A 26,835-nucleotide genomic window follows, 5' to 3' on the forward strand; every position below is an offset into this window, starting at 1 on the left:
ACCCCCATTACCCCGGTGCGCGGCGGGCCGCCGCGCGTTCCCAAAGAGGAGTCAACCCACATGTCCGCACGCCCTTACAAGATCGAAGCCCAGCCGCTCGTGCAGCGCTATGCGCGCGGCTGGCACTGCCTCGGCCTCGCCCGCGACTACAAGGACGGCAAGCCGCACACGCTGAACATCTTCGGCCGCAAGCTCGCCGCGTTCGCCGATTCGACCGGCAGGATCAACATCGTCGACGCGTACTGCCCGCACATGGGCGCCGACCTGAGCCTCGGCACGGTCGAAGGCGACAACCTCGTCTGCCCGTTCCACGGCTGGGCGTGGAACGGCGCAGGGCAGTGCGCGTCGATTCCGTATTGCAAGCGGATTCCGCCGAAGGCGCGCATCGGCGCGTGGCCGACCTGCGAGGAGAACAACCTGCTGTTCGTGTGGAACGACCCGGAAGGCAATGCGCCGCCGCCGGAAGTCGCGATTCCGAGGCTCGACGTGTGCTTCTCCGACGAATGGTCGGACTGGGTCGTCGACAAGATGGTGATCAACGCGAACTGCCGCGAACTGGTCGACAACATCTCGGACGTCGCGCACTTCGCGACCGTTCACCATGCGCCGATCGACTATTTCGCGAACCTGTTCGAGGATCACAAGGCGACGCAGCTGATGGTCGGCCGCAGCGAGAAGCTCGGCGGTGACAGCCTGACCGCGCTGTCGACGTATTTCGGGCCGGCCGTGCACATCACGCAGATGACGGGGCAGAGCGGCGGGCAGCCGATCCATTCGGTGCTGCTGAACTGCCACGTGCCGATCGACATGAACAGTTTCGAGCTGCGCTACGGCGTGATCGTGAAGAAGGTGGCCGGCCTGAGCGACGCGCAGAACCTGGAGATCGCGAACGCTTACGTGAAGGAAGCGCAGCGCGCGTTCTACGAGGACGTCGACATCTGGCACAGCAAGACGCGGATCGACAACCCGCTGCTGTGCGAAGGCGACGGGCCGCTGTACCAGATGCGCGACTGGTATTCGCAGTTCTATCTGGACGCGGCCGACGTGCGGCCGTCGAGCGTCGCGCGCAAGTCGTTCGAGATGAAGATCCGCGACGGCGAGACGCCGCCGGCGCTGCATCACGTGTTCGAACCGCAGTAATGCAATAGCGCAGTCACGGCGCGGCGTGGCGAGTGGCGGGAAAAATGGGGGGCGTATCGCTACGCCTCCCGATTGCCGCGAACGCCCGCCGGACAAGGCGACGCGTGCTGCCGCGCGCACGCGTCGCATCGAAAGGACTTGACGGATCGGCTTGCACCGCGTAGTGTCCGAGACCGAAGTCTTCAAGAAGCTCGATTGCTCATCATTGGCCGCACGGCGTGCGGCAGTCGTTGGTCTCTCCCTCTTTGATTCTTTCTGTGCCCGTCACGGGCGCATGTTCATTTCATTCGTATTAAGGAAGTATTTGTGGATACCGGTACCGTCAAGTGGTTCAACGAAACCAAGGGCTTTGGTTTCATCTCCCCGGACAACGGCGGCGACGATCTGTTCGCCCATTTCTCTGAAATCCGCGGCACGGGTTTCAAGACCCTGGCCGAAGGCCAGAAGGTCAGCTACGAAGTGAAGCGTGGCCCGAAGGGTCTGCAAGCGTCGAACATCACGCCGCAGTAAGCCGTATCGGCAGCGGTCGCCAAGCGGCGGCCGCTGCCGGACGGATCTCGCGCGGAGGCCGGCCCGAGCCGGCGTCCAGCGCGTTCCGACGCACACGACCGATGCATCGCGGCATTCACGATGCATCGGTCGTGTGCTTCCCTCATCCATCGCACGTCCGTACGACGTGCGATCCAACGCCCTCGCGACGCGTTCGCCGTGTCGCCAGCGGCCCATGCTGCAACCCGAGTAGACCGTCGCCATGCCGCACGCGGCGCGGTCCCGACTTTGCGCGGTGCCGATCGCATCGCCGCCACTGACCGCCCGACCGCCGCAACGCGCCGGGCTCCGATTGCAAGGCGGGCCCGTCGCCCGTCTGAACGAATTGATACCCGGCATCCTGCCGGCCGCCGTCCCGTTGCGGGACACGGCGCCGGTGGCTCGCCGCGGCCGCGGTCACTCACTTGTCTGGAGGAATTGGTTTGGCAAAAGAAGAACTGCTGGAACTGGACGGAATCGTCGACGAAGTGCTGCCGGACAGCAAATACCGTGTCACGCTGGAAAACGGCGTCGTGGTCGGCGCGTATGCGTCGGGCCGCATGCGCAAGAACCACATCCGCATTCTCGCGGGTGACCGTGTGACGCTGGAACTGTCGGTGTACGACCTGACGAAGGGGCGTATCAACTTCCGCCACAAGGACGCGAATTCGCCGCGTCCGCCGCGCACCGGGCAACCGCGTCGCTAAGTAGTAGCGATCGGGCGGCGCAACGCCGCACCGATCGAAACCCGTCCGGCCCGGTCATGCGGCCGGGCACACCGGATGGGCGGCGCAGTTCGCGCCGTTCGCCGGTCTGGTTCGCGGATTCGACATCGGCGAGCCATCTTCGACGAGCGCCGGTCCATAGCGCGCGCTCCGCTCCCATCCAGTTGTACGCATCCACGTATCGCACCGCGCGTTTCAATTTCGAAACGTGCCGATGTGTCGGCACAGCGGCGTGCTCGGTCCGCTCGTGACGGTGACGCCACCACGTGGTCGCCGGGCGAGCGTGATGGCGGCAATCAACGCGGGCCGATGCAGGAGAGAGTCAGGCCTGTATCAACGCTGCAACACATTCATTCGCCCACCGGGCCCATCTCCGTATTTTTCAGTTCCAACGCGCCTTGCGCACCCGACCCGCATTGGTGGCACGCCACTTGCAGCGGGGATGTGCCTGCGGGCGCATGATTTCATGGAAACCGCCGTGGGTGACCGTAACGTGGCGCACGGCGTCTTCGGGGGAAGGCCCGTCGCGTGATCTACGGTTCGGTCGTGCGTTTCTCCGTCGTGACAAGACGTATTCGAGTTCGCCTTTCCTCGCCGGCCGGCGACGGGCGTGATCGAACTTCACGACGGGAAACGTTACAAGAACAACCGGTCGGCGTCTGGGGCCCAGAGTCATGACATTCACGTTCACGCTGGTCGATCTCGCCGGCTCGATTGCGCTGGTGCTGCTCGGGACGCAGATGCTTCAGACCGGCATGCAGCGCGCGTTCGGCGCTGGCCTGCGGTCGCTGCTGGAACGGGCGCTTTTCGGGCGACTCCCTGCCTTCTTCGGCGGCATGGGCGTAACAGCGGTGCTGCAGAGCAGTACGACGACCGCGGTCATGACGAGCGAGCTCGCCGCGCAGGGGCGCGTTGGCCTTGTCCCGGCACTGGCCGTCGTGCTCGGCGCGAACGTGGGTACGACGTTGCTCGTGCAGGTGCTTTCGTTCGAAGTCGGCGCCGTGTCGCCCGCCCTGATCCTCGTTGGCGTGCTGATGTTCCGCAAGGTATCGAATACATGCGCTCATGAACTGGGGCGCACGCTCATCGGCCTGGGTCTGTTGCTGCTCGCACTGCATCATCTGCAGGAGTTGATGACGGACTACGAGGATGCACCGAATCTTCGGATGCTGCTGAGCGACGCATCCACGATACCGCTGATCGACGTCCTGCTGGCGGCCGGCCTGGCCTGGGCCGCCGATTCGAACGTCGCGATCGTGCTCCTGATCATGTCGCTGTGCGCGCAAAACGTCATTCCCCCCGATACGGCTTTCGCACTGGTGCTGGGTGCCAACCTGGGCGTGGCCATCCGCCCGGTGCTGGAGGAGACCGCGACACACGATCCTGCCTCCCGATGCGTGCCGGTCGGCATGCTGCTCATTCTGTCGGCCGGCGTGGTGATTGCGCTTGTCGCACTGACGCCGATCGGCTGCGTCATGGTCAGGATCGAACCGGACAACGGGCGGGTGGTGGCCGATTTCCATACGCTGTTCAACCTGTCGCTGGCCGGCCTGTTCCTGCCGCTGCTGGTCCCGTACGCCGACCTGCTGACCCGACTGCTTCCTTCGCTCGTGAAGGTCTCGGCCGCGTCCCGATCGCAGTACGCCGATCCGCTCGCGGAACAGGTGCCCGGGATCACGCTCGGCATGGAAGCCCGTGATGTGCTTCCCGTCGTCGACACGCGATACGGGATACGTTCACGAGCCCGTGCCGCATCGATCGCCCGTGCCGGAGCGTCGGTCACGGAAGTCCGTACCCACGACGACGTTCTCGACAACGTCAGGATTGCGCCCCGGACACCGCTGACGCGCCCCGATGCCGGACAACTTGCCGGCTACGAGGGACGGCACCGGCATGCAGGCGAGGACCGGCTACAGGAGGACCCGCGTCATCGCATCGAAATCGGGAAATCCGCCGGCCATACGGTCGAGCACCTTGGCGCCGACGGCAACGTGCAGACGTACTACCCGGCGAAGTCGCTGTGGCTCACCCTGCAGGACATCCAGGTCGTCAGGCGCCTGGAGCCGGCCGGCGGGACAACGCATTCGACGCTTTCGACCTATGTCCAGGGGACGGCGAGTCTGGACGACTGCTGTCTGTCGATCATGGGTGACGTGCAGAACAGCACGCGCACGATACACATCACCTTCGCGGCTCGCGAGATCGGCCAGCCTGAACGGCACGGCCTTCGCGAATTGCAGGACGAACTGGGCATCACCCATTCGGACGATCCGCTTGGCACGGCACGGCTCGGCTACAACGAGTCCGATGACGAGATGCAGGAACCGGCTCAGTGGTGGGCATGGTGCGACGTGCCGGCGAGCAGCATGCAGGCACTTGCCGACGGCGTCGAGGCGGGACAGGTCACAGCCGTCAAGGCCGGGCTGTGCCTGCGGGACGTCTACACGTCGATCCCGCCCGGTGCCGTGCTGGCGGGGGGATTGCGCGTGTTCCTGAGACCCGGCGAGGATGGCAACGCATTGAAGGCGGCGCCGATCGCCAGCGGATACGTCGTGTATCTCGCCATCGATCTCCCGAAGGTCAGTCTGCCGGGAGATGGCCGGTCAGCGCGGATGCCGCTGCGCACGGACGACGGGAATCCCGTCGTGGCGCTGACGGAAAGGCTCGACAAGGTGTCCACCGGCTTGAAATGGCTCGCTGCGCTGGTCGCGATCCTGGTTGTCGTGCTTCTGAGCAAGGGGCGGTGACAACAAGGAAGCCGGGGGCTGCCGATCGCGTGGCGGCCGATTCGGTTACCGGCTCCAAATCACCGCATCAAGCGTGCGCAATGTTCGAGCGGCCGCGTCTCGCAGGAAATCTTCGACGAACGGCTCGCACAGTGGTGTGAGAGGGCTGAGGGGGGCTCCTCACCCTACTTGATCGACGGCCATATTGGTTTTCGGGATCAGGCGTCACCGGTCACGGGGTCAGAACGATCACCATCGCAACATCGGAGCCGACAGCGTCGCGCCTGCGCCAGCGACCCGATCAACGAAATTCGCTCGTTTGTCGTTCTCGGCACAATGAGGCCACTGTTTGCAATGCTGAATTTCCATGATCGAATCCGGCCGCCGCCGTACTATTGAGGCCTGCGAACGATTCTATTCGGCCGGGGATTTCGATTTAGTACTGGTACTAGTGTCCAATTTGTTTCAAAGTGGTAATTATCGACTTAATCTCAAAATTAAAATAATCGCCATTCGTTTTCGTGTTGACGCATTGAGTTTGGAAAAATAGAATTTTTCGTCGACCCGGATGGTTTCGGTTTTGTCTTTGGCCTCGATTCTCTCGCGTGGAATGTCTCAAGTGACGATGGCGGATCATTCTGCCTTCGTGGATTTGCTTGGCAAATATTATTTGAGTTTTTGATTTTTAAGATTCGATCGAATTGTTGGATTAGTTTTCAATGGTTCGATCGTGTCCATTCACATTGAAACGATGGAAGTACACCAATGGATGAAAGAAAATAGTCTCCGGCGGCAACAGAATCGAATATCTACTTCGGTCCTTCCGCGCAGAGAAAATGGCTGGGACGTGGTCCGGCGCGCGATGTCGACGTCGTGCTGCTGACACATCCGCGCGACCGCGCCGACGTTGCGCGGATGTTCCCTTGGGCAGACATGCTCGACGGCAACGCGCTCGCAGATTTGCTGGACTGTCTGCAGCCCGTCTACGGCGAGATCATCGAGGCGCAGGACATCAACATTGGCATCCTGTTTCTGCCGATTCTCGCGGAAGACATGATCGACCCGAGAAAGCGCGCATCCAGCCGCAGCCGCATGGAGAAGGAGGGGTTGACCAAGGCGGCCGCTATGGGCGCGCGGCATGTCTGTCTGGGTGGACTAACCGGGGCACTGACGAATTACGGACGCCGCATCGAAGCGCGCTCGAAGGAACTCGGTCTCGAATTGACGACCGGCCATGCGGTGACGTCGGTCTCGATCGTCCGCCAGTTCGACAAGGCGCTGTCCGAGTCGGGATTGAACGGAGGCGACGCCGTCCTCGCCATTCTCGGCGCCGGCAGCGTGGGTGCGGGGGTGGCCAGGCTGCTGGCGCATTCGCCCCGGGCCACTCGGCCCGCGGAATTGATCCTCGTCGACACGCTGCAGCAGCGGGACAGGGTTCGCGCTCTCGCGGAGGAAGCGGCGGCAGGTTCTCCGATGCGGGTATCGGTCGAGGTGCTTCCGACGCGTTACGCGTTGCCGGACGACAGCAGGTGCTATCTCGATGCCAACGTCATTGTCAGCGCGGTCAGCACGCCTTCCATCCTCGATATCGACCTCGTGCGCGCCGGTACGATCCTGCTCGATGACAGCCAGCCCTATTGCTGGGATCGCGACGCGGCGTGGGCGCGTGTGCGGGCGCGTGGCGACATCCTCCCGTGCGACGCAGGGCTTGTCGATGTAGGCGAGATCGCATACCGGTCGTTCTTCCCGTTCGATTTCGCCGACGACGTCGGACACGGCAGCGTCGTTTCATGGTCGTGCCTCGCCGAAGGGTTGTTACGCGCGAGCCTGCCGCGGCTTGCAAGCAATATCGGCGAGGCCGATACGGCGCAGTTGCTTGCCTACGAGCGCGCATTCGATGACATGAAGTTCGGGATTCCGCCGCTCCAGTGCGGTAAGCATGTGCTCGATGTCGCCGCTTTCCGCCGCTTTCTAGGCAATGCGGCCGGACCCTCCGGCGCGCGGGGAGGTCGTTCGTGAAGACGATCCCGATCCATCGCGGATGCACCCGCTGCGGGATGCCGTTGCGTTACGACGCGCTGATGAACGGCACCGACGCCGACGAGATCGTGGCATCCGGGCTGTGCACACACTGTTCGGGCATGCAATCCGACCGGCGCGCGGAGTACGAACCGGATGCGGATCACGAATGGTTGCTCGATTCGATCATTTCCGCCGCCGACGGCGAGCGCACGTGGCATCACAAGGCGCTCTCGGTCGCGAAACGCCTGCCGTTCGTTGGCGACGCCAGCCTCGGATCGGCAGCGGCCATGCTCGATTCGATTCCGGCGCGTGAGCCACGTTCGACCTATTCCGCGATGGTGCTCTACAGCGGCGGCAAGGATAGTACCTACATGCTGGTTCAACTCGCCGAGAAAGGGGTGAACGTTTGTGCGTGGATGCTGGATCCCGGCTACCAGTCGCCGCAAACCCTCGAGAGCGCGCGGCGCGTTACCGCGAAGCTTGGTATTCCACTGGTGATCGAACGTCCCGACAAGGCGCTCACGGATGCGCTGTTCCGATCGGGATTCTCGATCGACGGGAACTCGGATGTCGATCTGCAGAAAGGCGCCATGACGTACGGCTCCGCGTGCTGGCCGTGCTTTTCGCTGATCGCGGTCAGCGCGAGCGCATTCGCGAATCGCCATCGCATTCCGCTTTGTTTCATCGGCACGCAAAAAGGGCAGAACCGGTTGAATCTCGAGGGTGCCGGCGTGTTGTCGGCGCGCGCATTGCCGAAAGTGAACGATCTCGTCGCCAAGTTCGTGCAGCCGTTTCGGAAAGCGATTCCGGACCACGCGGGCTCGCTGGACGCCGATCCCGACGACATCAGGTTTCCGACCGTGCTCGTCCCGTACTACGAACTCGTGCGCAAGCCGGAGCGGGAGGCCCAGATTGCTCATATCGAGCGATATGACTGGATTCTCCCGAAGAACACGGGCGCGTGCAGTTCGAACTGCATGATCAACGAACTGGGTCGGGCGGTCATGCGTTCGCGATTCGGTTTCGATCTGTATCAGGTGATCGACGCGAACGAGCGTCGGCTCGGGCACGCCCCGGACCAGGCGGCGTCCGGCTCGCCCGATCCGGCCATCGTGCGTCTCGGTGCAACGATGCTCGGCTTGAGTGAGCAGGAGGCCGCCGAACTCGGCGTGGCGATTCGAAAGGGCAATCACGATGCGTAACCTGAGCGAAACCGAAACCTACTCCTTTACCGATCACATCCTGAGCCGCGCCGTCTTCGCGCTGTCGCGCGTCGTGGGTGTGAAGAACATCACTCGGCCGTTCTGGAATCGCTGGCGGGCGGCGCTGTTCGACCAGAACACGCTGGATCGCTTTCTTGCCGCGATGCACGGTCTCTCGGACTGGCCGACGAAGGGCATGGCATTTCTGCAAGGCGAGATTCGGCAGGTCGAGGCAATGCTGCCGCGGATGTCCGACGAGGAGGCCATCGCACACTACCGGCGTCTGTCGTTCCTCGCTCATCTGGTTCAGTGGGGTTGCCTGCCGCTTTCGGATGCAAAGACGATCGCATATCGGCACTGTCGTGACTTCTACGTCGAGGCAGAACGTCGGGCATTCGGCGCGCGATTCGCCCGCCTGCGTATCGACTGGCAACACAATCCGATGTGGGCGAACCTGCATTTGCCGGAGATGTCGTTGTCGTTGCGGAAGAGTCCCTTGGTAGTCATCGTACACGGCATGGACGACGTCAAGGAGGAGCATCTCGCGAGCGAACTGCTGTTTATGGAAGCGGGTTTTGCCGTAATGTGCATCGATGGTCCCGGGCAAGGCGAATCGTTCCTGATCGACGGCACGACGTGGCCCGAGAACTTCGACGAGGCGATCGTCGCGGCCGTCGACGCGTTGAGCAGCCATCCGCAGATCGACACCGAAGGCTATGCCATCGCCGGCATCAGTTGGGGCGGCATGTGGGCCTACAAGATCGCGGCGGCCGACGCGCGTGTCAGCGCGATTCTCGATCTGGGCGGCCCCGTCGACGCGCGTGACTACAACAAGCTGCCATTCTTCCTGAAAAGCAAGTTTTGCCAGATTCTCGGCATCACGTCGCTCGAGGATGCCCGGGCGGCGGCGGACCATTTCGCCATCCGCGACGTCAAGATGCTTGGCAAGATCCGCGCCCGCGTCCATATCGTTCATGGCGGACGCGACCCGCTTGTGTCGGTCGCGGACAAGACATGGCTGCGCGATACGTTGAACGGGCTCGGGCTGACCGACGGCATCAAGCTGACGCTATTCGACGACGGGGACCATTGCTGCACGCAATACGTGACGGAAATCCGGCGTGCGGCTGCCGCCGAGTTTCTCGACGCCTACACGCAGCGAACCGCCGCGCGATGCCAGCCGGACCGTCGTTTGCCGACCGCGTAATCGGTCGTCGCATACCACCGTGCAACATTCGGTTTCTTCACTATGGAACGCATCACGCTTACGCCTCGGCGGGTCGGGTACGGTTTCGTTTGCGTGTGCCTCCTGACCACAGGTTGCACCCAGTTGCCGGAAACGTATCACGGTTATATCGAAGGGCAGTTTTCCTATTTGTCGGCGCCGTACTCGGGGAACCTGAAGACATTGCGTGCCGCGCGTGGTGACCGTGTCGACGCGGGCGCGGGCGTCTTCGAGATCGATGCGCCCGACCTGGAACAGGCGATCAAGCGCCAGTATCACCAGTGGCAATCGTCGCGGAACGTGCTCGGCGACCTGGAACAAGGCAAGCGTTCATCGGAAATCGATGCGGTGAAGGCACAGCTCGAACAGGCGCGGGCGAGCGCGGTTTTTTCGACGCAAAGGCTCGCCCGTGCCGAAGCCGACTACGAAATACGCGCGATTTCACTCGATCAGCTCGAAAGCGAGCGCGCGGCGGCGCGGGTGGACCAAGCACGAGTACGCGAACTTGCCAGTCAGCTGAAGACGGCGCGGTTGCCGGCACGAGACGGTCAGCTGCGTTCGCAACGACAGAGCACCGACGCGCTTCAGGCCGAATACGAACGGCTGCGGACGCAGTACCGGCAACTGTCCGTGCAGGCACCTGGAAAGGGTGTCGTCGTCGATACGTTCTTCACGCCGGGCGAGTGGGTCGTCGCGGGCAAACCGGTGGTCAAGATTCTCGTCGATCGCAATACGAAGGTGCGCTTCTTCGTGCCCGGGGTCGCGCTGCCTCATCTGCGCGTCGGTCATGTCGTGAAGCTCGCATGCGACGGGTGCGCACGCGGCTATTCGGCAACGATCACACATATCGCATCGGACGCGGAATATACGCCGCCCGTCATCTACAGCAACGACGCGCGTTCGAAACTGGTGTTTCTCGTCGAGGCGCGACCCGACACCGCCGATGCGCGCGGACTGCATCCGGGCTTGCCGGTCGAGGTGACGCGATGAACCACGCACCGCCGTTGATCGAGGTGCATCGGCTGAACAAGCATTTCGGCGCGCGGCACGTCGTCAAGAACCTGAGCCTGCAGGTCGGCCGTGGCGAGATATTCGGCTTTCTCGGTCCGAACGGGAGCGGCAAGACGACCTCGTTGCGCATGATGTGCGGACTACTGACGCCGGACTCCGGCAGCGGGACCTGCCTCGGATTCGACATCCTGACGCAGCGCCAGGAGATCAAGCGGCGGGTCGGCTACATGACGCAGCGCTTTTCGTACTGGGAGGACCTGACGGTGCGGGAGAACCTCGATTTCGTCGCGCGACTGTATGCGATCGACGCGCGAAAGGAACGTGTCGCACGGATCCTCGCCGAAATGGGACTGGAATCGCGAGCGAACCAACTGGCCGGTTCATTGTCGGGCGGCTGGAAGCAGCGCGTGGCGCTTGCGGCTGCGCTGTTGCAGTCGCCTGAGCTGTTGCTGCTCGACGAGCCGACAGCCGGCGTCGACCCGGGTGTGCGCAGGGAATTCTGGGAGGAACTGCACCGTCTGGCGGCCCGCGGCATTTCGGTGCTCGTCAGCACGCACTATATGGACGAGGCCGAGCGTTGCCACAAGCTCGCCTACATCTCGTACGGGACGCTGCTGGCGCACGGCGAGGCCGGCGAGCTCGTACGGCGGCATGCGCTCCATACCTGGTCGCTGTCCGGGGGAGATCTCGTGCGATTGAACGACCGGCTGAAGGGGCGGCCGGGCGTCGAGCAGGTGATTGCGTTCGGGCGTGTGCTGCACGTTTCGGGGCGTGACGAGGCCGTGCTTGGCGCGACGCTCGAAATGGTCGGCGGCGATGGCGTCGAGATCCAGAGAGTCGCAACGAATCTGGAACACGTTTTCCTGCACTTGATGAAGGACGGATCCGGGGAGCCACGCTGACATGACCGGATTTTCGATTTCCCGCTGGTGGAGCATGGTGACGAAGGAATTCCTGCAGATCCGCCGCGATCGCGTGACGCTCGGGATGATCGCCGTGTTGCCGATCGTGCAGCTGGCGCTGTTCGGTTTCGCGATCAACAGCGATCCAAGGCATCTTCCGACGATCGTGCTTGCCGACGACGCAAGCGAATTCTCGCGATCACTCGTCGCCGGCATGCGCAATACAGGCTATTTCGATATCCAGGGGGGCCTGTTTTCCGAGCGCGCGGCACGTGACGCACTGCAAAAGGGAAGCGTGCAGTTCGTGGTCAGCGTGCCGCACGACTTCTCGCGGCGGCTGGTGCGCGACGAGCAGCCGGAAATTCTGGTCGAGGCCGATGCGACGGATCCCGCGGCAACGGGAAATGCGATCGCCGCGTTCAACACGATGACGCGTACGGTGCTGAACAAGGATCTGACGGGAGCGCTGGCGCCAGCCGCGCCGCCGCAAGCATTCTCTGCCCGTGTGCACAAGATCTACAATCCGGCCGGCATTACGCAGTACAACATCATTCCGGGCCTGATGGGCGTCATCCTGTCGATGACGATGGTCATGATGACGAGTCTCGCCATCACGCGTGAACGTGAGCGCGGAACGATCGAGAACATCCTCGCGTCACCGGCAACGTCCATCGAGGTGATCTGCGGAAAGATCGTTCCGTACATCGTGATCGGCATCCTGCAGTGCACGATCATCCTGCTGGCGGCGCGGTTCGTATTCAGCGTGCCGTTCGAAGGCAATCCGGTGACGGTCTACTGCCTCGCGTCGTTGTTGATCCTCGCGAACCTGATGGTCGGCATCGCCATCTCGTCGGTCGCGCGAAATCAGTTGCAGGCGATGCAGATGACTTTCTTCTATTTTCTGCCAAGCGTCCTGCTCTCCGGATTCATGTTCCCGTTTGCCGGCATGCCGGGCTGGGCACGGATGATCGGCAACGGATTGCCGCTGACCTATTTCAACAGGGCCATTCGCGGCGTCCTCCTGAAGGGCAGCGGATGGAATGAAGTTTGGCCCGATGCCGCGACGATGGTCGGTTTCACGCTGGTTGCAATGACCGTCGGCCTGCTCGCGTACAGAACCACGCTCGATTGAACGACGATGGCACAACGAACACATCCCGGCCGCCGTGCTTGCCGCGCAATTGCGCTCCTGCCGATCGCGGTCGCCATCGTCCTGGGGCAAGGGTGCCGTCATCCCGCGTTCGTCTCTCGTTCCGCGAGCGATCTGGCATTGCCTTCCACCTTCATGGGAATGAGCGCCGGATCGGCCGAACGCGACGGCGCTTCCGCGCCGGCCGCACGCGATCCGCGCTGGTGGCGGCGCTTTGGCTCGCCGGCGCTGGATACACTCGTCGAGCAGGCGATGCAGGATAGTCCGTCCGTGCGGAGTGCGGAGTCGCGGCTGGTCGAAGCCACGAAGTATGTCGAGGGCCAGCGCGGAGCAAGTCGCTATCCGCAGGTCGATTTCGGCGCGTCGGCAAAAAAGGAGCAGTTGAATACCGCTGCGGCCGGCCTGCCGATGATTCCGAACCCGTCGCCATTCATGTTGTACAACACGAACGTGAGCGTTCGATACGACTTCGATCTCTTCGGTGCGCAGCGCCATCGGATCGCCGCGAAACGATACGAAGCGGCGCTGAGAAAGCATCAGGCAGACGCGGCACGCCTGACGCTGGCCGGCAATATCGCGGCCGCGGCGGTCCGGGAAGGGCGGCTGCGCGACGAAATCGAATTGAACGAAGGCGTGTTGCAGAACCGGCAGGCCGTCCGGCAGACGCAGCACGATCGCCATGCAATCGGCAGCGTGGCTTATCGGGAAACGATCGACGGCGATTCGGACGTCGATCGAATCGAGGGGGAACTGGCGACCTTGCGCGCGCAACTGCAGCAGGTCCGGTTTCAACTCGCGGTCTATGCGGGTGTTCCATCGCCCGAATCGCTGCCGCGGTTTCGTCTGGACGATTTGCAGTTGCCACGGGACCTGCCGTCGACGGTTCCGTCGGAGTTCGTGCGTCAACGTCCCGACATCCTCGCAGCGGAGGCGAGCCTGCACATTGCCGGTGAACTGGCCGGTGTTGCCACGGCCAATCTTTACCCGCGGATCGAACTGGGCGCGAGCATCGGGGCGTCGCCGCTGGTGCTCGGCCAGTTGTTCGCGGGCGGCACGACGATCTGGAATATCGGTGCCCAGCTAAGCGCACCGGTTTTTCACGGTGGAGAATTGCGTGCGTCGCGGGACGCGGCGTATGCCGCATACGATGCGACGTTTGAAGACTACCGGCAGGTGGTGCTCAGCGGATTGCAGAGCGTGGCCGATGCGATGACCGAAATCGATCGCGATACGACGGCGCTGCAGGCCCGTAGCGCCGTCGCTCGCCGCCAGCAGACCGTTCTCGAGATGACGCGGCGTCAGTTCGAGAACGGCAGCTCGGATCGGCTTCGCGTGCTACGTGCCGAGTATGCGTACGATCTGACGCGGCTGGAGTTGATTCGCCTGCGCGCGGCCAGGATGGCCAGTACGGTTTCGTTTTTTGCCGCCGTCGGTGGCGACGCGTATCCTGCGCGTTGACGGCAGGCATCTATGCGGAAGACGGAGCCGGGATCGCCGCGGCTCCGGCCGGAGACTGACCTGCGATGCGTCCATGACATGGAAGGCAGCGCAGATCCCCGTTATGCCGCCACCGCCCGTGCCCGCGCCATCGTCAGCGCCGCATCCTCGATCATGTCCTCCTGCCCGCCGACGAGCCGCTGCCGACCGAGTTCGACGAGGATGTCGCGCGCCGGAATCCCGTACTTCGCTTCCGCGCGCTTCGCGAACAGCAGGAACGACGAGTAGACGCCCGCGTAACCGAGCGTCAGCGCATCGCGGTCAAGGCGGATCGGCGCGTCCATGATCGGCACGACGAGATCCTCGGCGACGTCGGAAATCGCGAACACGTCGACGCCGGTCTCGATTCCCATCCGGTCACACACCGCGACGAACACTTCCATCGGCGTATTGCCGGCGCCCGCGCCGAGGCCGGCGGCAGCCGCGTCGATCCGGTTCGCGCCGGCGGCGACCGCCGCGACCGAGTTCGCGACGCCCATCGCGAGGTTGTGATGGCCGTGGAAGCCGAGTTCCGTCTCCGGCTTCAGCGCGGCGCGCACCTGGCCAATCCGCGCGGTCACGTCGTCGGGCAGCATGTGGCCGGCCGAATCGGTGATGTAGATGCAGTTCGCGCCGTACGACTCCATCAGCTTCGCCTGCACGACGAGCTGCTCGGGCGACGACATGTGCGCCATCATCAGGAATCCGACGGTATCGAGGCCGAGCGTGCGCGCAAGGCCGATATGCTGTTCCGAAACGTCGGCTTCGGTGCAGTGCGTCGCGACGCGGATCGTGCCGACGCCGAGCTCGTGCGCCATGCGCAGGTGCTCGACGGTGCCGATGCCGGGCAGCAGCAGCGCCGACACCTTCGCCTGCTTCAGCTCCGGAATCACGGCGCTCAGGTACGCCTCGTCGGTATGCGCGGGAAAACCGTAGTTGACCGAAGCGCCGCCGAGCCCGTCGCCGTGCGTAACTTCGATCAGCGGCACGCCGGCCGCATCGAGCCCGCGCGCGATGCTGCGCATCTGGTCGAGCGTGATCTGGTGACGCTTCGGGTGCATCCCGTCGCGCAACGACATGTCGTGGACGGTGATCTTCTTGCCTGCAAGTGACATCGTGTGACTCCTCGACTCAAGCGGTGGCGGCCGTCGCGGCCAGCATCTGTTCGGCGAAACGCTCGGCCGTGGCGGCCGCGGCGGCGGTCATGATGTCGAGATTGCCCGCGTATTTCGGCAGGTAATCGCCGAGCCCCTCGACTTCCATGAACACCGACACGCGGTTGCCGTCGAACACCGGGCCGTTCTTCAGCGTGTAGCCGGGCACGTAGCGCTGCACTTCCTTGACCATCGCATGCACCGACGCGGTGATCGCGTCGACGTCGGGCGGGCCGTCGGTGAGGCAGTGGATCGTGTCGCGCATGATCAGCGGCGGCTCGGCCGGGTTGATCACGATGATCGCCTTGCCCTTGCGGGCGCCGCCGACCTGTTCGATCGCGCCGGACGTCGTGCGCGTGAATTCGTCGATGTTCTTGCGCGTGCCGGGGCCGACCGAGCGCGACGACACCGTCGCGACGATCTCGCCGTACGCGACCGGCTGCACGCGCGACACCGCGTACACCATCGGGATCGTCGCCTGGCCGCCGCAGGTCACCATGTTCACGTTCATCTGCGCGCTGCCGAGATGCGCGTCGAGGTTGACCGGCGGCACGCAGTACGGCCCGATCGCGGCTGGCGTCAGGTCGATCATCTTCACGCCGAGCGCGGTGAGCTTGTCGGAGTTGTCGCGGTGCACGTAGGCCGACGTCGCGTCGAACGCAATGCGGATCTCGTCGTCGGCGACGTGCGGCAGCAGCCCGTCGACACCTTTGTCGGTGGTCTTCAGCCCGAATTCGCGGGCCCGCGCGAGGCCGTCGGACGCAGGGTCGACGCCGACCATCCACACCGGTTCGAGCACCGGCGAGCGGCGCAGCTTGTAAAGCAGGTCGGTGCCGATGTTGCCGGGCCCGATCAGTGCGCATTTGATTTTCTTCATCAGGATTTTTCCTCTTCCTTTAGATAAAGCGGACGTCGCAACCGCCGATGCCCGAGATGTGCATCGACAGCGCGTCGCCGGCCGTGACCGGAATCAGTTTCGCGAGCGAGCCGGACAGCACGATCTCGCCGGCGAGCAGCGGCACGTCGTATTCGGCGAGCGTGTTCGCGAGCCACGCGACCGCGTCGGCGGGATGGCCGAGCGCCGCATCGCCGCGGCCTTGCGCGACGGTCTCGCCGTTCTTCTCGATCGTCATCTCGCACGCGGCGAGATCGAGCGTGCGCGGATCGACGCGCGCATCGCCGAGCACGTACACGCCGCATGACGCGTTGTCGGCGACGGTGTCCTCGATGCGGATCGCCCAGTCGCGAATGCGCGAATCGACGATCTCGAAGCAGGGCGCAACCGCGGCCGTCGCGGCGATCACGTCGGTGCGGTCGATCCCGGGGCCGCGCAGGTCGCGCGCGAGGATGAACGCGATCTCGCCTTCGGCGCGCGGCGCGATCAGCGACTCGGTTGCGATCGCCTCGCCGGCCGCGTAGTGCATGCCGGACAGCAGGATGCCGAAATCGGGCTGGCGCACGTTCAGCATGTCCTGCACGGCCTGGCTCGTCACGCCGATCTTCTTGCCGACCACCGATTCGCCGCATTCGACGCGGCGTTCGATGAAGCGTTGCTGAATTCGGTACGCATCGTCGAGGGACAGCCGGCGCGGCCGCCCCGACAGCGGCGCGACAGGCGCGCGGGAGTGCCACGCGGCATACAGCTCGTCGCCGAGCGTCGCATGCAAGCGGTTGGACATGGTAGGGCCCTCGAATGGAAAAGGCCGCCGTCCCGGGCGGCGTCGGGCGCCGGAGCGAGGCTCCGGCGCGGGCGGCGATTTGCTTAGTTACCCGAACTGCGGATCGCGTCCGGCGAGAAGTACGCTTCGCTGAACTGCGGGCTGCTGTCGAGCTTCGGCATCGGCCCTTCGTTGGTCAGGCGGTCGGCCATGTAGGCGCCGGATATCAGGTCGTGGAAGAACACGACACCCGGGTAGAACGTCTTCGCGTCATATGCGTACAGCGTCGTCGCGACGTTGGTGCGCCACAGCTGGCCGCGTGCGTCGTAGTTGTCGGCGAGCAGCGTCATCCACGAATCCTCGTCGATGTACAGCACGCGCTTCGCATACTGGTGACGATAGCCGCTCTTCAGCGTCGCTTGCAGCACCCACACGCGATGCAGCTCGTAGCGGATGTACGAAGAGTTTTCATGTCCCTTGGTCAGCAGGTCCGCATACTTGACCGAGCTGTCCATCGCCTTGTAGTTGTCGTACGGCACGTAGACTTCGCGCTTGCCGACGATCTTCCACTCGTAGCGGTCGCCGGGGCCGTTGTACAGGCGGTCGTCGTCGACGGTGCGGAAGCCGCCGGGGCCCTGCGGCTGGTCATAGCCGTATTCGGGCGCCTGGCGCACGCGCCGCGTGCCCGGGTTGTACATCCACGTGCGCGACGAGTTGTCCGCGCCGGCCTTGTCCCAGTTCGTGAAGCCGACGATCAGCGAGCCGCGGTCGGACAGCGGCAGCTCCGTCGCGTTGCGATAGAACGTGCGGTTGTTGAGGTCGCTCTTCACGTCGTACTTGCCGACGTTGCGCGGCGAGTAGATGTCGTAGCGAACCTTGCCCCACGCGATGTTGCCGTCGGAGTACACGACCGCCTGGTCGTAGGTTGCCTGCTCGGTGCCGATCGCCGACGAGAAGCGCTGGTTCCACAGCAGCTCGGCGGCCGTCTTCGGGATCGGGTACGGCACCTGCGGCGGCGCGTTGGTCAGCCCGTTCGCGTCGGACGTCATCGTGGAATCGGGCGCATACGTGCGGATGTCCTTGTAGACGGAATCCGCGTAGCGGAAGTCGCGGTGGCTCGGGTAGACGTTGATCTTGAACGTGGCCGGATAGCGCTTGAACATCGCCTTCTGGCCGTCGGTCAGGTGCTCCGCGTACTGCGCCATGTTCTCGGCGGTGATCGTCGCGACCGGCTTCTCGTTCGCGAACGGATCGGGGTAGCGGCTGCCGCGCTTGTACTGCACGTCGGGCGGCGTGCCGAGCCACTTGCCCGACCACTCCGGCACGCTGTTGTCCTTGCTCGCGGCGCGCACCGCGCCCATCGGCGTGAGCGGGCCGTCGAGCGCCTTCAGGTCGTCCGGCGTGACCTTCGCGAACGAGGCCGTCGCGACGAGCGCGCACGCGGCCATCACCGATGCGCGCAGGAGGGGGAGACGAGTTCGTTTCATGACAAATCCTCTTCTTGCTGGGTGACGAGCGGCCGGGCCGCTCAGAAGTGGTAGGTCGCCGTGGCGAGCACGTAGTCGCGATCCGCGAGCGGACGCGTGACCGGGTTCGGCGAGCCGAGGAACTTCGCGTAGACGAGCGCCAGCTGCAGGTTGCTCAGGCGCGTGAACGTCACGCCGGCCGTCACGCGGTGATCGCCCTGGCCCGTCAGCGAGCCGAGCGCGCCGGCGAGCGGCGACGTGCCGGTCAGGTCGTGCGTGTAGGTCAGCGGCACGTCGAGATCCCAGCCGTTGAACACGTTCTTGTAGCTGAGCGTCCACGCGATCTCCATCGCGAGCGCGTTGCGCGAGTTGACGAGCGTGGTCGAGCCGTCGAGCGCGGAGATGCCGCCGGCATGCACGTACGTCAGTTCGCCGATCAGCGACTGCGAGTTCGCGAGGAAGCTCGGCCCGATCGAGTAGATGCCCGACAGGTTGGTCTGCAGCACGTTCGCGCGCGTCGACTGCGCGCCGGTCGGCGTGTTGACGAGCACGGCCGCGCCCTGGCGATACGACACTTCGCCCGCGACGTTCACCGGGCCGACCTGCGTCGAGAAGCTCGCGCCGGTCAGCTTGATGTTGCTGAAATATTTTTGCTGGTACTGCAGCGTCGGGAAGTACGTCGTGACGACGCTCGGGTTCATGTCGTTGTAATGCAGGTGGTACACGCCGAGCTCGGTGTCGCCCAGCACCCGCACGCGTGCGCCGATACCCCACTGGTTGCGGGCGCTCGGCTTGTCGTCGGCCCCGCGCGGAATGATCATCCCGCCCGGGCCGATGATGAACTGCGCGCCCGGGCCGACCACGTCCGAATAGCTCCAGTACGTGCCGGGCGCGGTCAGGCGGTTCTGCTGGAACGAGAACTGGTAGTAGCCGAGCAGGCTGAAGTTCGGCGTGATCTGCCATTGCGTCGAGATCTGCGGCACCGGCAGCAGGATGTCCTTCACCTGAGCGCCCGCGACATAGGACTTGGTGGCATCGGCCGGGCCTTGCGCGCCCGCGATGTTCGGGAAGAACAGGCTTTCGCCCCACGCGACCACCTGGTCGCCGACCTTCACGTTCAGGCTCGTCGGGCCGATCTTGAAGGTGTTGTAGGCGTAGGCGGCGAGCAGCGTCGTGTGGCCGCCCGACCAGTAGCGGGCATCGCCGGTGAAGTTGTTGTACTGGCCCGTGTGGTTGACCGTGCCGGGCGCGTCGTTGTAGTTCGGGTGGCGGTACGCCTGATCGTAGAACGTGCTCGCGCGGACGAACACGCCCCAGTCGTCGTGCTTCAGGTTCACTTCGCCGAGCAGGCTGACCTGGTTCTCGATCAACTTGTTCTTCGCGAAGTTGCGGTCGCCGTCGTCGCCGTTGATGTTCGCCGGCGTCAGCAGATTGCCGCTCGGCGCACGCGTGCGCATGCCAAGGCCGTAACTCAGCGTGAACGTGTAGTCCAGCGTCGTGTCGGCGCCAAGCTCGATCGTGCTGCCGGCGTGCGCGTCGGGAACGACGCAAGTCAGCAGCGCGGCGGCCAGCGTCGACAGCGCGGCGGTGGCCCGCTTGTCGGTACGGCGCGAAATCCGTTGATGCATGGTGTCTCCTCTGGGGGTATCGACGACGGTCGACTGTGGTTGTCGTGAGAGGCAGAGTAGGGAGATCGCGATAGCAGGGAATCGTCAAAATGAACTAGATGACTTCCCTAGGACTGGAAACGATCGGCGCACGCCTCTGGCGGCGCATGCGTCAGCGCGCTTGCATCTGCGCCGCGGCCAGGAACGCGGGCCGTTCGCCCCCGCCGTCGAGCCGCAGGTTCGCGCCCGACGTGTAAGACGCGTCTGGCGACGCGAGGAACAGGCACGCCGACGCGACGTCGTCGGGTGTCGCGAGCCGTCCGGCCGGAATCGTCGCGCGGATCGCATCGAGCGCCGCATCGTCGCCGTAGTGGCCTTCGGTCGCGGATTCGGTTTGCACGAGGCTCGGGCTGATCGCACACACGCGCACGCGCGGCGCCCACTCGACCGCGAGCGACGTGACCGCGTTGACGAGCCCCGCCTTCGCGGCGCCGTACGCGGCGGTGCCGGGCGACGGCCGCGACGCGCTGACGCTCGCGATGAACAGCATCACGCCGCCGAGCGGTTGCGGCTGCATGATCGCGTTCACACGCTGCGCGAGTTGCAGCGGCGCGATCAGGTTCAGCCGCACGATCGATTCGGTGAAGCGCGGCGATGCGTCGGCCGCGAGCACGAACGGCGAGCCGCCCGCATTGTTGACGAGCACGTCGAGGGCGCCCGTCGAGGCGCGGACCGTCGCGAGCATCGCGTCGACCTGCTCGATGTCGCGCAGGTCGGCCGCGATGAAGGTGGCTGTGCGTCCGCCGGCGGACGGCGGCGTGTCGGGCGCGCTGCGCCCGCACACGAACACGCGCGCGCCCGCCGCGAGAAACCGTTCGGCGATGCGCCGCCCGATGCCCTTGGTGCCGCCCGTCACGAGCACCGTCTTGCCGCTGTAGTCGAATCCGTTCATCGTCTGCCTCCGTTTTCGGTGGCCCGATGATAGGAACAAGCGCGCGCGGCTTCGTAGTCTGAAAGGATGATGCCGGCCGGCGCCGCCAGCGCAATCATCGTGGCAGGCATCCATCGACCGACGAAGGAGACAACCCGCGATGACGACCCCCACGACGCCGCCGCCCGGTGGTGTTCATCCACGGCAGCGGCCCGGGCGCGAGCGGTTTCAGCAACTTCAAGCACAACTACCCCGCGTTCGCGGCGGCCGGCCACCGCGCGATCGTCGTCGACCTGCCGGGCTACGGGCAGTCGTCGAAACCGTCCGACGTCGCCTACACGCTCGATTTCTTCGTCGGCGCGCTGCACGCGCAGCTGTCCGCGCTCGGCATCGGGCCGGCCGTGCTGCTCGGCAACTCGCTCGGCGGCGCGATCGCGCTGAAATACGCGCTCGATTACCCGGACGAAGTCGACGGGCTGATCATGATGGCGCCGGGCGGCGTCGAGGATCGCGACACCTATTTCCGGATGGAAGGGATCCAGCGGATGGTGCAGCTCTTCACCAATCGCCAGATGAATGACGACACGATGCGCGAGTTGCTGACGCTGCTGGTGCACGATCCGGCGATCGTCACCGACGCGCTCGTCGCCGAGCGGATGAAGGTGTGCGTCGAGCAGCCGACCGAAGTGTTGTCGACGATGAGCGTGCCGAACCTGACGGGCGCGCTCGGCGACCTGCGCTGCCCGGTGCTCGGTTTCTGGGGCACGGACGACCGCTTCAATCCGGTCGGCGGCGCGCTGACGTTCCTCGAGCGTTGCCGCGACGCGCGCTTCGTGCTGCTGAACCGCTGCGGCCACTGGGTCATGGTCGAGCATGCGGCCTATTTCAACCGGGAATGCCTCGATTTCCTGGCTGCGCCGACGGCGCGATGATGCGCGATGGTTTTGATGGCCGGCCCGTTCGTGGCCGGTTCGCCTAAATACAAGGAGACACAATGAAACTCATCGAAGACCTGTTCGACCTGCGCGGCAAGGTGGCCGCGATCACCGGCGGCGCGCGCGGCATCGGCGCGGAAACGGCGCGCACGCTGGCCGCGGCCGGCGCGAGCGTCGCGATCCTCGACGTGCTGTCGCAGCCCGCCGAAGCGCTCGTCGAGGAGATTCGCGCGCAGGGCGGCCAGGCCGCGTTCTGGTCGCTCGACGTCACGCAGGAGGCCGACGTCGAGCGCGTGTTCGGCGAGATCGTCGCGCGCTTCGGGCGCCTCGACGTGCTCGTGAACAACGCGGGCATCGAAGGGCACAACGTGCCGACCCACGAACTCACGCTCGCACAGTGGCAGCGTGTGCAGGACGTGAACGTCAACGGCGTGTTCCTGTGCACGCGCGCGGCGATTCCGCGCTTGGAAGCGGCCGGCGGCGGCTCGATCGTGAACCTGTCGTCGATGTACGGGATCGTCGGCGGCCCGGACGTGCCCGCGTATCACGCGTCGAAGGCCGCGGTGCGGATGATGGCGAAGGTCGATGCGATGCTGTATGCGGCGAAGAACATTCGTGCGAACTCCGTGCATCCGGGCTACATCCGCACGCCGATGCTCGAGGACGCGTTCCGCCAGATGGGCCAGGATCCCGACAACGTGTTCGGCTATCTGCAGACCCACGTGCCGATGGCGAAGATCGGCAGCCCGCGCGACATCGCGGCCGGCATCCTGTATCTCGTGTCGCCGGCCGGGCGCTATGTGACAGGCGCGGAGCTGGTGATCGACGGCGGATACACCGCGCGCTGACGCGCCGCGGCGGTCGAAACAAGAGAGGAGGCAAGCAGTTGAAAGCGCTCGTGGCAGTGAAGCGCGTGGTCGACGCGAACGTGAAGGTCGGCGTGAAGTCCGACCGCACCGGCGTCGACATCGCGAACGTGAAGATGTCGATGAACCCGTTCGACGAAATCGCGGTGGAAGAGGCCGTGCGGCTGAAGGAGGCCGGCGTCGTGACGGAGGTGGTGGCCGTGTCGGTCGGTGTCGCGCAGGCGCAGGAAACGCTGCGCACGGCGCTCGCGATCGGCGCGGATCGCGCGATCCTCGTCGAAGCTGGCGACGCGGTCGAGCCGCTCGGTGTCGCGAAGATCCTGAAGGCGCTGGTCGACAAGGAACAGCCGCAGCTCGTGATTCTCGGCAAGCAGGCGATCGACGACGATTCGAACCAGACCGGCCAGATGCTGGCTGCGCTGGCAGGCCTGCCGCAAGCGACGTTCGCGTCGAAGGTGACGATCGCCGACGGTAAGGCAACCGTGGCACGTGAAGTCGATGGCGGCGCGGAAACGCTGTCGCTTCAACTGCCTGCAGTTGTTACCACGGACCTGCGCCTGAACGAGCCGCGCTACGTGACGCTGCCGAACATCATGAAGGCGAAGAAGAAGCCGCTGGAAACGGTGAAGCCGGAAGACCTCCGGCGTGGATGTCACGCCGCGTCTGAAGACGCTGAAGGTGGCCGAGCCGCCGAAGCGCGCGGCCGGCGTGAAGGTGCCGGACGTGAAGACGCTGGTCGAGAAGCTGAAGACCGAAGCCAAGGTGCTGTAACAGGGAGCGGACGGACATGACGATTCTGGTAATCGCCGAGCACGATGCGGCATCGGCTGGCGGCGCGTCGCCGATCAAGGCAGCGACGTTGAATGCGGTGGCGGCCGCGCAGGACATTGGCGGCGACATTCACGTGCTGGTTGCAGGCCACCACGCGCAAGCGGCGGCCGATGCGGCAGCAAAAATCGCAGGCGTTTCGAAAGTGCTGCTCGCCGACGCGCCGCAACTCGCGGACGGTCTCGCGGAGAACGTCGAAGCGACGGTGCTGACCGTCGCGTCGAATTACTCGCACATCCTCGCGCCGGCCACCGCGTACGGCAAGAACATCGCGCCCCGCATCGCCGCGAAGCTGGACGTCGCGCAGATCTCCGACATCACGGCGGTTGTATCGGCCGACACGTTCGAGCGTCCGATCTATGCGGGCAATGCAATCGCGACGGTGCAGTCCGGCGACCCGATCAAGGTGATCACGGTGCGGACGACGAGCTTCGATCCGGTCGCGGGCGTTGGCGGCAGCGCAGCGGTCGAGAAGATCGAAGCGGCAGCAGATGCGGGTGTATCGCAGTTCATCGGCCGGGAGGTGACGAAACTCGATCGCCCCGAACTCACCAGCGCGAACATCGTCGTGTCGGGCGGCCGCGGCCTGGGCAGCGGCGAGAACTACATGAAGGTTCTCGAGCCGTTGGCCGACAAGCTGAGCGCCGCACTCGGCGCGTCGCGCGCGGCAGTGGACGCCGGCTACGTGCCGAACGACTACCAGGTCGGACAGACCGGCAAGATCGTCGCGCCGCAGCTGTACATCGCCGTCGGTATTTCCGGTGCGATCCAGCATCTGGCCGGCATGAAGGATTCGAAGGTGATCGTCGCGATCAACAAGGATCCGGAAGCGCCGATCTTCAGCGTGGCCGATTACGGCCTCGTCGGCGATCTGTTCACGCTCGTGCCCGAAGCGGCCGCGGTGCTCTAAGCGATGCCGCTGTTCGAATTCAACGGCATGCGCCCGCGCGTCGCTTCGTCCGCGTACGTTCATCCGAGCGCGGTCGTGATCGGCGACGTGACGATCGGCGCGGGCTGCTACATCGGCCCGCATGCGAGCCTGCGCGGCGACTTCGGCGCGATCGTCGTCGGCGACGGCAGCAACGTGCAGGACGGCTGCGTACTGCACGTCGGCATCCGCGAGACGTGCCGGCTCGGCGCGAACAGCCACATTGGCCACGGCGCGATCGTGCACGGCGCGACGCTCGAGCCGGACACGATGATCGGGATGAACGCGGTCGTGATGGACGGCGCGACGATCGGCGCGACCACGATCGTCGCGGCCTGCGCGTTCGTGAAGGCCGGTTACGACGTGCCGCGCGGCGTGCTGCTCGCGGGCGTGCCGGGTCGTGTGGTCCGGCGGCTGAGCGACGCGGAGATCGACGCGAAGGCGAACGGCACGCGGATCTATCAGCAGCTGGCGGTGGATTGCTTGAGGGGGCTCCGGCAGATCGACGACGCGTAAGCGATGCGCGTCGTCGTTCGGGCGGCGGAGGCTTGCCGGCGGCAAGACCGTCGTGCATCAGCGTGAATACCGCAAATCCGTGCGCGCCGAGTGCCGCGCCGAAAGCGCGATGCCACGGTTTTATCGGGGTTTGTGCGGATGGCGATTCGCCGTCGTGCATGCCGGTCGCGACGTTCGCGCGGGATCGATTGCCTGATGCGGCGCCGTTGTCTTAAGATCGGCGTCAGACCATCCCACCGCCTCCGGCGCCGAATGAAAACGACCCTACGCCTGCGCGTCGCCATTGTCGCTTCGGCCTTCGCCGTCTATCACGTATTCATGCACATTCAGTGGGTCGCCAGCGGTTGCATCGAATTTCGCGGCAGCCGGCATTGCAGCTTCGAGAACAGTGAGAATTTCGAAGGCATGATGGACTTCGACCTGCTGCTGACCTGCGCGTGGGTCGCGGGCGCGATGATGGCGTGGTTCGCGGTCGCTCGCGCGCCGAAAAAAACTGGGTGACCGCGCCGGCATGGCGCCGCCGCTTATTGCGTGCGCACCGCCTCCGGCCGGTCGCGCAGGATCGCGAGCGACAGCGCCGCCAGCCCGCAGCTGGCGATGAGCATCAGCAACGCGCCCTTGCCGGCATGCACCATCACCCAGCCGCCGAGCGACGGAAACCCGAACGCGCCGATGAAATACGACGCGACGAACCAGGTCAGCACGCCATGCCGTTGCGCGTCCGGGCAATCGTTGACCGCCTGCGCCTGGATCACCGGATACATGAGGCCGTAGCCGGCGCCCAGCAGGACGGCCGCGACGGACTGCAGCGATGCGTGCGCGGCAGCGCCGAACATCGCGAGCGCGCCGAGCAGCATCAACATGAGCAGGCCCTTGGTCGCCGTTTCGGGGCGCGCCATCCTGACCCATCTCCCGAGCAGCCAGCGCGCGCTCACCACCGTCATCGTATAAACGCTGAAGAATGTGCCGGGCCGCGCCTGCGTGCCCTGCATGAGCGACATCTGGAACGTCATCAGGCCGGAGAACACGCAGGTGCCGAGCGCGATCATCGCGATCGGCGCGGCGGCCCGCGTGCGCGAGATCGTGCGCAGTTCGCGCACCCACCGGCCGCCGGCGATGGGGGCGGACGGACGCGGGCTCAGGCGGCCGAATGCTTCCAGCATCAGCGACGCGAGCGCGCACAGCGCGCCGACCGCGTAAAGTGTGTCGTCGATCGACCAGTGGAGCATGCGCATCGCATAGGCGGCAAACGCCGGGGATGCACCGATTCCGGTCATCTGGAACGTCGCCGATCGAAAGAACCAGGTGCCGCGCTCCGCACCGCTGGTACGCTCGGCCAGCGACATCGGCGCGGCCAGGTGAAACGCGCCCCAGCCGAAGCCGACCAGGAAGCCGGACAGCAGGTCCGCGTAGGCCGCGCGCCCGACGAGCGCGAAGCCGACGATGCCGGCGCCGATGCACAGTGACGACAGCGCGGCGATCCGTGTGGTGCCGATCTGCTGCGAGAACCAGCCGACGAACGACAAGCCGGCGAACGTGCCGACCGTCGCCGCGGCCAGTGCCGCGCCGGTATCGAGATCGCTGCCGCCGATCGCGCGAAAGCGCATCGACAGCAGGAAGGTTGCACCGTAGCCGCCGGCGGTGAGCAGGGTGCCGACGAGAAACAGCAACGCACTTTGAACGCGCATGACAGCCATCCGGGGCGACGGCGACGGTCGGGGTGAATCGTCGATTGCGAGACAGTATGAACCAGGACCGATGCGGGATGCCCGCATTCGTGATGCTGCGTGCGTGCCGTCGGCTTTTGTCCGACATGGCTCGAACGCGCTCGTCCGAGCG

The 26,835-nt window shown here is 65.1% G+C and carries 22 protein-coding genes and 2 pseudogenes; 17 read left to right on the plus strand and 7 right to left on the minus strand.

Going from position 1 to position 26,835, the window contains the following annotated elements; genetic code table 11:
- Positions 1-60: 60 nt before the first annotated feature.
- The 11 genes from PL79_RS31850 to PL79_RS31905 all read left to right on the plus strand — a co-directional run bounded on the left by PL79_RS31850 (position 61) and on the right by PL79_RS31905 (position 14,089).
- Positions 61-1,140: a Rieske 2Fe-2S domain-containing protein gene (locus PL79_RS31850; RefSeq protein WP_044845660.1), complete on the plus strand. Its 1,080-nt coding sequence runs from the start codon at positions 61-63 to the stop codon at positions 1,138-1,140.
- Positions 1,141-1,446: 306 nt separating this feature from the next.
- Positions 1,447-1,650, plus strand: coding sequence for a cold-shock protein (locus tag PL79_RS31855; protein ID WP_006751843.1), 204 nt, complete (start codon positions 1,447-1,449; stop codon positions 1,648-1,650).
- A 461-nt stretch (positions 1,651-2,111) separates the two neighbouring features.
- Complete coding sequence (gene infA / locus PL79_RS31865; RefSeq protein WP_011355053.1) at positions 2,112-2,375, plus strand: translation initiation factor IF-1; 264 nt, start codon at positions 2,112-2,114, stop codon at positions 2,373-2,375.
- A 692-nt stretch (positions 2,376-3,067) separates the two neighbouring features.
- On the plus strand, positions 3,068-5,140 hold the full coding sequence (locus PL79_RS31870; RefSeq protein ID WP_044845659.1) for a Na/Pi cotransporter family protein: 2,073 nt from the start codon (positions 3,068-3,070) through the stop codon (positions 5,138-5,140).
- 852 nt (positions 5,141-5,992) lie between these two features.
- Positions 5,993-7,138 (plus strand): hypothetical protein, encoded by a 1,146-nt coding sequence (locus tag PL79_RS31875; protein WP_135801194.1) that lies wholly within the window; start codon positions 5,993-5,995, stop codon positions 7,136-7,138.
- Positions 7,135-8,343: a phosphoadenosine phosphosulfate reductase domain-containing protein gene (locus tag PL79_RS31880; protein WP_135801195.1), complete on the plus strand. Its 1,209-nt coding sequence runs from the start codon at positions 7,135-7,137 to the stop codon at positions 8,341-8,343. The genes PL79_RS31875 and PL79_RS31880 overlap by 4 nt, the downstream gene beginning before the upstream one ends.
- A complete protein-coding gene (locus PL79_RS31885; protein WP_044845656.1) occupies positions 8,336-9,550 on the plus strand; it encodes an alpha/beta hydrolase family protein in 1,215 nt (404 codons plus the stop codon). Before PL79_RS31880 ends, PL79_RS31885 begins: the two co-directional genes overlap by 8 nt.
- 93 nt (positions 9,551-9,643) lie before the next feature.
- Positions 9,644-10,558 carry an HlyD family secretion protein gene (locus tag PL79_RS31890; RefSeq protein WP_044845655.1) on the plus strand — a complete coding sequence of 305 codons (915 nt, stop codon included), beginning with the start codon at positions 9,644-9,646 and terminating at the stop codon, positions 10,556-10,558.
- The gene (locus tag PL79_RS31895; RefSeq protein ID WP_044845654.1) at positions 10,555-11,481 is read left to right on the plus strand and encodes an ABC transporter ATP-binding protein; all 927 of its coding nucleotides are present in this window, start codon (positions 10,555-10,557) and stop codon (positions 11,479-11,481) included. Before PL79_RS31890 ends, PL79_RS31895 begins: the two co-directional genes overlap by 4 nt.
- A gap of 1 nt (position 11,482) precedes the next feature.
- Positions 11,483-12,613, plus strand: a complete 1,131-nt coding sequence (locus tag PL79_RS31900) for an ABC transporter permease (RefSeq protein WP_044845653.1) — start codon at positions 11,483-11,485, stop codon at positions 12,611-12,613.
- Positions 12,614-12,619: 6 nt separating this feature from the next.
- Positions 12,620-14,089 carry an efflux transporter outer membrane subunit gene (locus tag PL79_RS31905; protein WP_082088560.1) on the plus strand — a complete coding sequence of 490 codons (1,470 nt, stop codon included), beginning with the start codon at positions 12,620-12,622 and terminating at the stop codon, positions 14,087-14,089.
- Positions 14,090-14,190: 101 nt separating this feature from the next.
- Here the strand turns inward: PL79_RS31905 and dmpG are convergent, their stop codons facing one another.
- From dmpG to PL79_RS31935, 6 genes are all read right to left on the minus strand, one after another.
- Positions 14,191-15,222, minus strand: coding sequence for a 4-hydroxy-2-oxovalerate aldolase (dmpG, locus tag PL79_RS31910; RefSeq protein ID WP_044845652.1), 1,032 nt, complete (start codon positions 15,220-15,222; stop codon positions 14,191-14,193).
- Between the two features lie 16 nt (positions 15,223-15,238).
- Positions 15,239-16,138 carry an acetaldehyde dehydrogenase (acetylating) gene (locus PL79_RS31915; RefSeq protein ID WP_044845651.1) on the minus strand — a complete coding sequence of 300 codons (900 nt, stop codon included), beginning with the start codon at positions 16,136-16,138 and terminating at the stop codon, positions 15,239-15,241.
- Between the two features lie 19 nt (positions 16,139-16,157).
- Positions 16,158-16,940 carry a 2-oxopent-4-enoate hydratase gene (dmpE, locus tag PL79_RS31920; protein ID WP_044845650.1) on the minus strand — a complete coding sequence of 261 codons (783 nt, stop codon included), beginning with the start codon at positions 16,938-16,940 and terminating at the stop codon, positions 16,158-16,160.
- A gap of 83 nt (positions 16,941-17,023) precedes the next feature.
- Complete coding sequence (locus tag PL79_RS31925; protein ID WP_044845649.1) at positions 17,024-18,406, minus strand: DUF1329 domain-containing protein; 1,383 nt, start codon at positions 18,404-18,406, stop codon at positions 17,024-17,026.
- A gap of 41 nt (positions 18,407-18,447) precedes the next feature.
- Positions 18,448-20,013 carry a DUF1302 domain-containing protein gene (locus PL79_RS31930; RefSeq protein ID WP_044845648.1) on the minus strand — a complete coding sequence of 522 codons (1,566 nt, stop codon included), beginning with the start codon at positions 20,011-20,013 and terminating at the stop codon, positions 18,448-18,450.
- A 151-nt stretch (positions 20,014-20,164) separates the two neighbouring features.
- Positions 20,165-20,944: an SDR family oxidoreductase gene (locus PL79_RS31935; RefSeq protein ID WP_044845647.1), complete on the minus strand. Its 780-nt coding sequence runs from the start codon at positions 20,942-20,944 to the stop codon at positions 20,165-20,167.
- A gap of 161 nt (positions 20,945-21,105) precedes the next feature.
- Between PL79_RS31935 and PL79_RS31940 the strand changes: the two are divergent.
- The 6 genes and pseudogenes from PL79_RS31940 to PL79_RS31965 form a co-directional block, all read left to right on the plus strand.
- A pseudogene (locus tag PL79_RS31940) lies at positions 21,106-21,855 on the plus strand (alpha/beta fold hydrolase); the annotation flags it as partial.
- Positions 21,856-21,917: 62 nt separating this feature from the next.
- Positions 21,918-22,706 (plus strand): SDR family NAD(P)-dependent oxidoreductase, encoded by a 789-nt coding sequence (locus tag PL79_RS31945; RefSeq protein ID WP_044844631.1) that lies wholly within the window; start codon positions 21,918-21,920, stop codon positions 22,704-22,706.
- A gap of 38 nt (positions 22,707-22,744) precedes the next feature.
- Positions 22,745-23,495: pseudogene (locus PL79_RS31950) on the plus strand (electron transfer flavoprotein subunit beta/FixA family protein).
- Between the two features lie 16 nt (positions 23,496-23,511).
- Positions 23,512-24,462 carry an electron transfer flavoprotein subunit alpha/FixB family protein gene (locus tag PL79_RS31955; protein ID WP_044844629.1) on the plus strand — a complete coding sequence of 317 codons (951 nt, stop codon included), beginning with the start codon at positions 23,512-23,514 and terminating at the stop codon, positions 24,460-24,462.
- 3 nt (positions 24,463-24,465) lie between these two features.
- On the plus strand, positions 24,466-24,996 hold the full coding sequence (locus PL79_RS31960) for an acyltransferase (protein ID WP_044844628.1): 531 nt from the start codon (positions 24,466-24,468) through the stop codon (positions 24,994-24,996).
- A gap of 252 nt (positions 24,997-25,248) precedes the next feature.
- On the plus strand, positions 25,249-25,497 hold the full coding sequence (locus tag PL79_RS31965; protein WP_044844627.1) for a hypothetical protein: 249 nt from the start codon (positions 25,249-25,251) through the stop codon (positions 25,495-25,497).
- A 23-nt stretch (positions 25,498-25,520) separates the two neighbouring features.
- Here the strand turns inward: PL79_RS31965 and PL79_RS31970 are convergent, their stop codons facing one another.
- Entirely contained in the window at positions 25,521-26,684 is a 1,164-nt protein-coding gene (locus tag PL79_RS31970) for an MFS transporter (protein WP_044844626.1), read from the minus strand.
- Positions 26,685-26,835: the final 151 nt, after the last annotated feature.

Source organism: Burkholderia sp. USMB20, assembly GCF_000949135.2.
In the GTDB taxonomy this organism is placed as follows: Bacteria; Pseudomonadota; Gammaproteobacteria; order Burkholderiales; family Burkholderiaceae; genus Burkholderia.

Excerpts from the sequence above, each read along its gene's own strand:
- PL79_RS31850 (WP_044845660.1), top strand. The coding sequence starts at position 61 with ATGTCCGCACGCCCTTACAAGATCGAAGCCCAGCCGCTCGTGCAGCGC.
- PL79_RS31870 (WP_044845659.1), top strand. The coding sequence starts at position 3,068 with ATGACATTCACGTTCACGCTGGTCGATCTCGCCGGCTCGATTGCGCTG.
- PL79_RS31885 (WP_044845656.1), top strand. The coding sequence starts at position 8,336 with ATGCGTAACCTGAGCGAAACCGAAACCTACTCCTTTACCGATCACATC.
- PL79_RS31895 (WP_044845654.1), top strand. The coding sequence starts at position 10,555 with ATGAACCACGCACCGCCGTTGATCGAGGTGCATCGGCTGAACAAGCAT.
- PL79_RS31900 (WP_044845653.1), top strand. The coding sequence starts at position 11,483 with ATGACCGGATTTTCGATTTCCCGCTGGTGGAGCATGGTGACGAAGGAA.
- PL79_RS31905 (WP_082088560.1), top strand. The coding sequence starts at position 12,620 with ATGGCACAACGAACACATCCCGGCCGCCGTGCTTGCCGCGCAATTGCG.
- dmpG (WP_044845652.1), bottom strand. The coding sequence starts at position 15,222 with ATGTCACTTGCAGGCAAGAAGATCACCGTCCACGACATGTCGTTGCGC.
- PL79_RS31915 (WP_044845651.1), bottom strand. The coding sequence starts at position 16,138 with ATGAAGAAAATCAAATGCGCACTGATCGGGCCCGGCAACATCGGCACC.
- dmpE (WP_044845650.1), bottom strand. The coding sequence starts at position 16,940 with ATGTCCAACCGCTTGCATGCGACGCTCGGCGACGAGCTGTATGCCGCG.
- PL79_RS31925 (WP_044845649.1), bottom strand. The coding sequence starts at position 18,406 with ATGAAACGAACTCGTCTCCCCCTCCTGCGCGCATCGGTGATGGCCGCG.
- PL79_RS31930 (WP_044845648.1), bottom strand. The coding sequence starts at position 20,013 with ATGCATCAACGGATTTCGCGCCGTACCGACAAGCGGGCCACCGCCGCG.
- PL79_RS31935 (WP_044845647.1), bottom strand. The coding sequence starts at position 20,944 with ATGAACGGATTCGACTACAGCGGCAAGACGGTGCTCGTGACGGGCGGC.
- PL79_RS31945 (WP_044844631.1), top strand. The coding sequence starts at position 21,918 with ATGAAACTCATCGAAGACCTGTTCGACCTGCGCGGCAAGGTGGCCGCG.
- PL79_RS31955 (WP_044844629.1), top strand. The coding sequence starts at position 23,512 with ATGACGATTCTGGTAATCGCCGAGCACGATGCGGCATCGGCTGGCGGC.
- PL79_RS31960 (WP_044844628.1), top strand. The coding sequence starts at position 24,466 with ATGCCGCTGTTCGAATTCAACGGCATGCGCCCGCGCGTCGCTTCGTCC.
- PL79_RS31965 (WP_044844627.1), top strand. The coding sequence starts at position 25,249 with ATGAAAACGACCCTACGCCTGCGCGTCGCCATTGTCGCTTCGGCCTTC.
- PL79_RS31970 (WP_044844626.1), bottom strand. The coding sequence starts at position 26,684 with ATGCGCGTTCAAAGTGCGTTGCTGTTTCTCGTCGGCACCCTGCTCACC.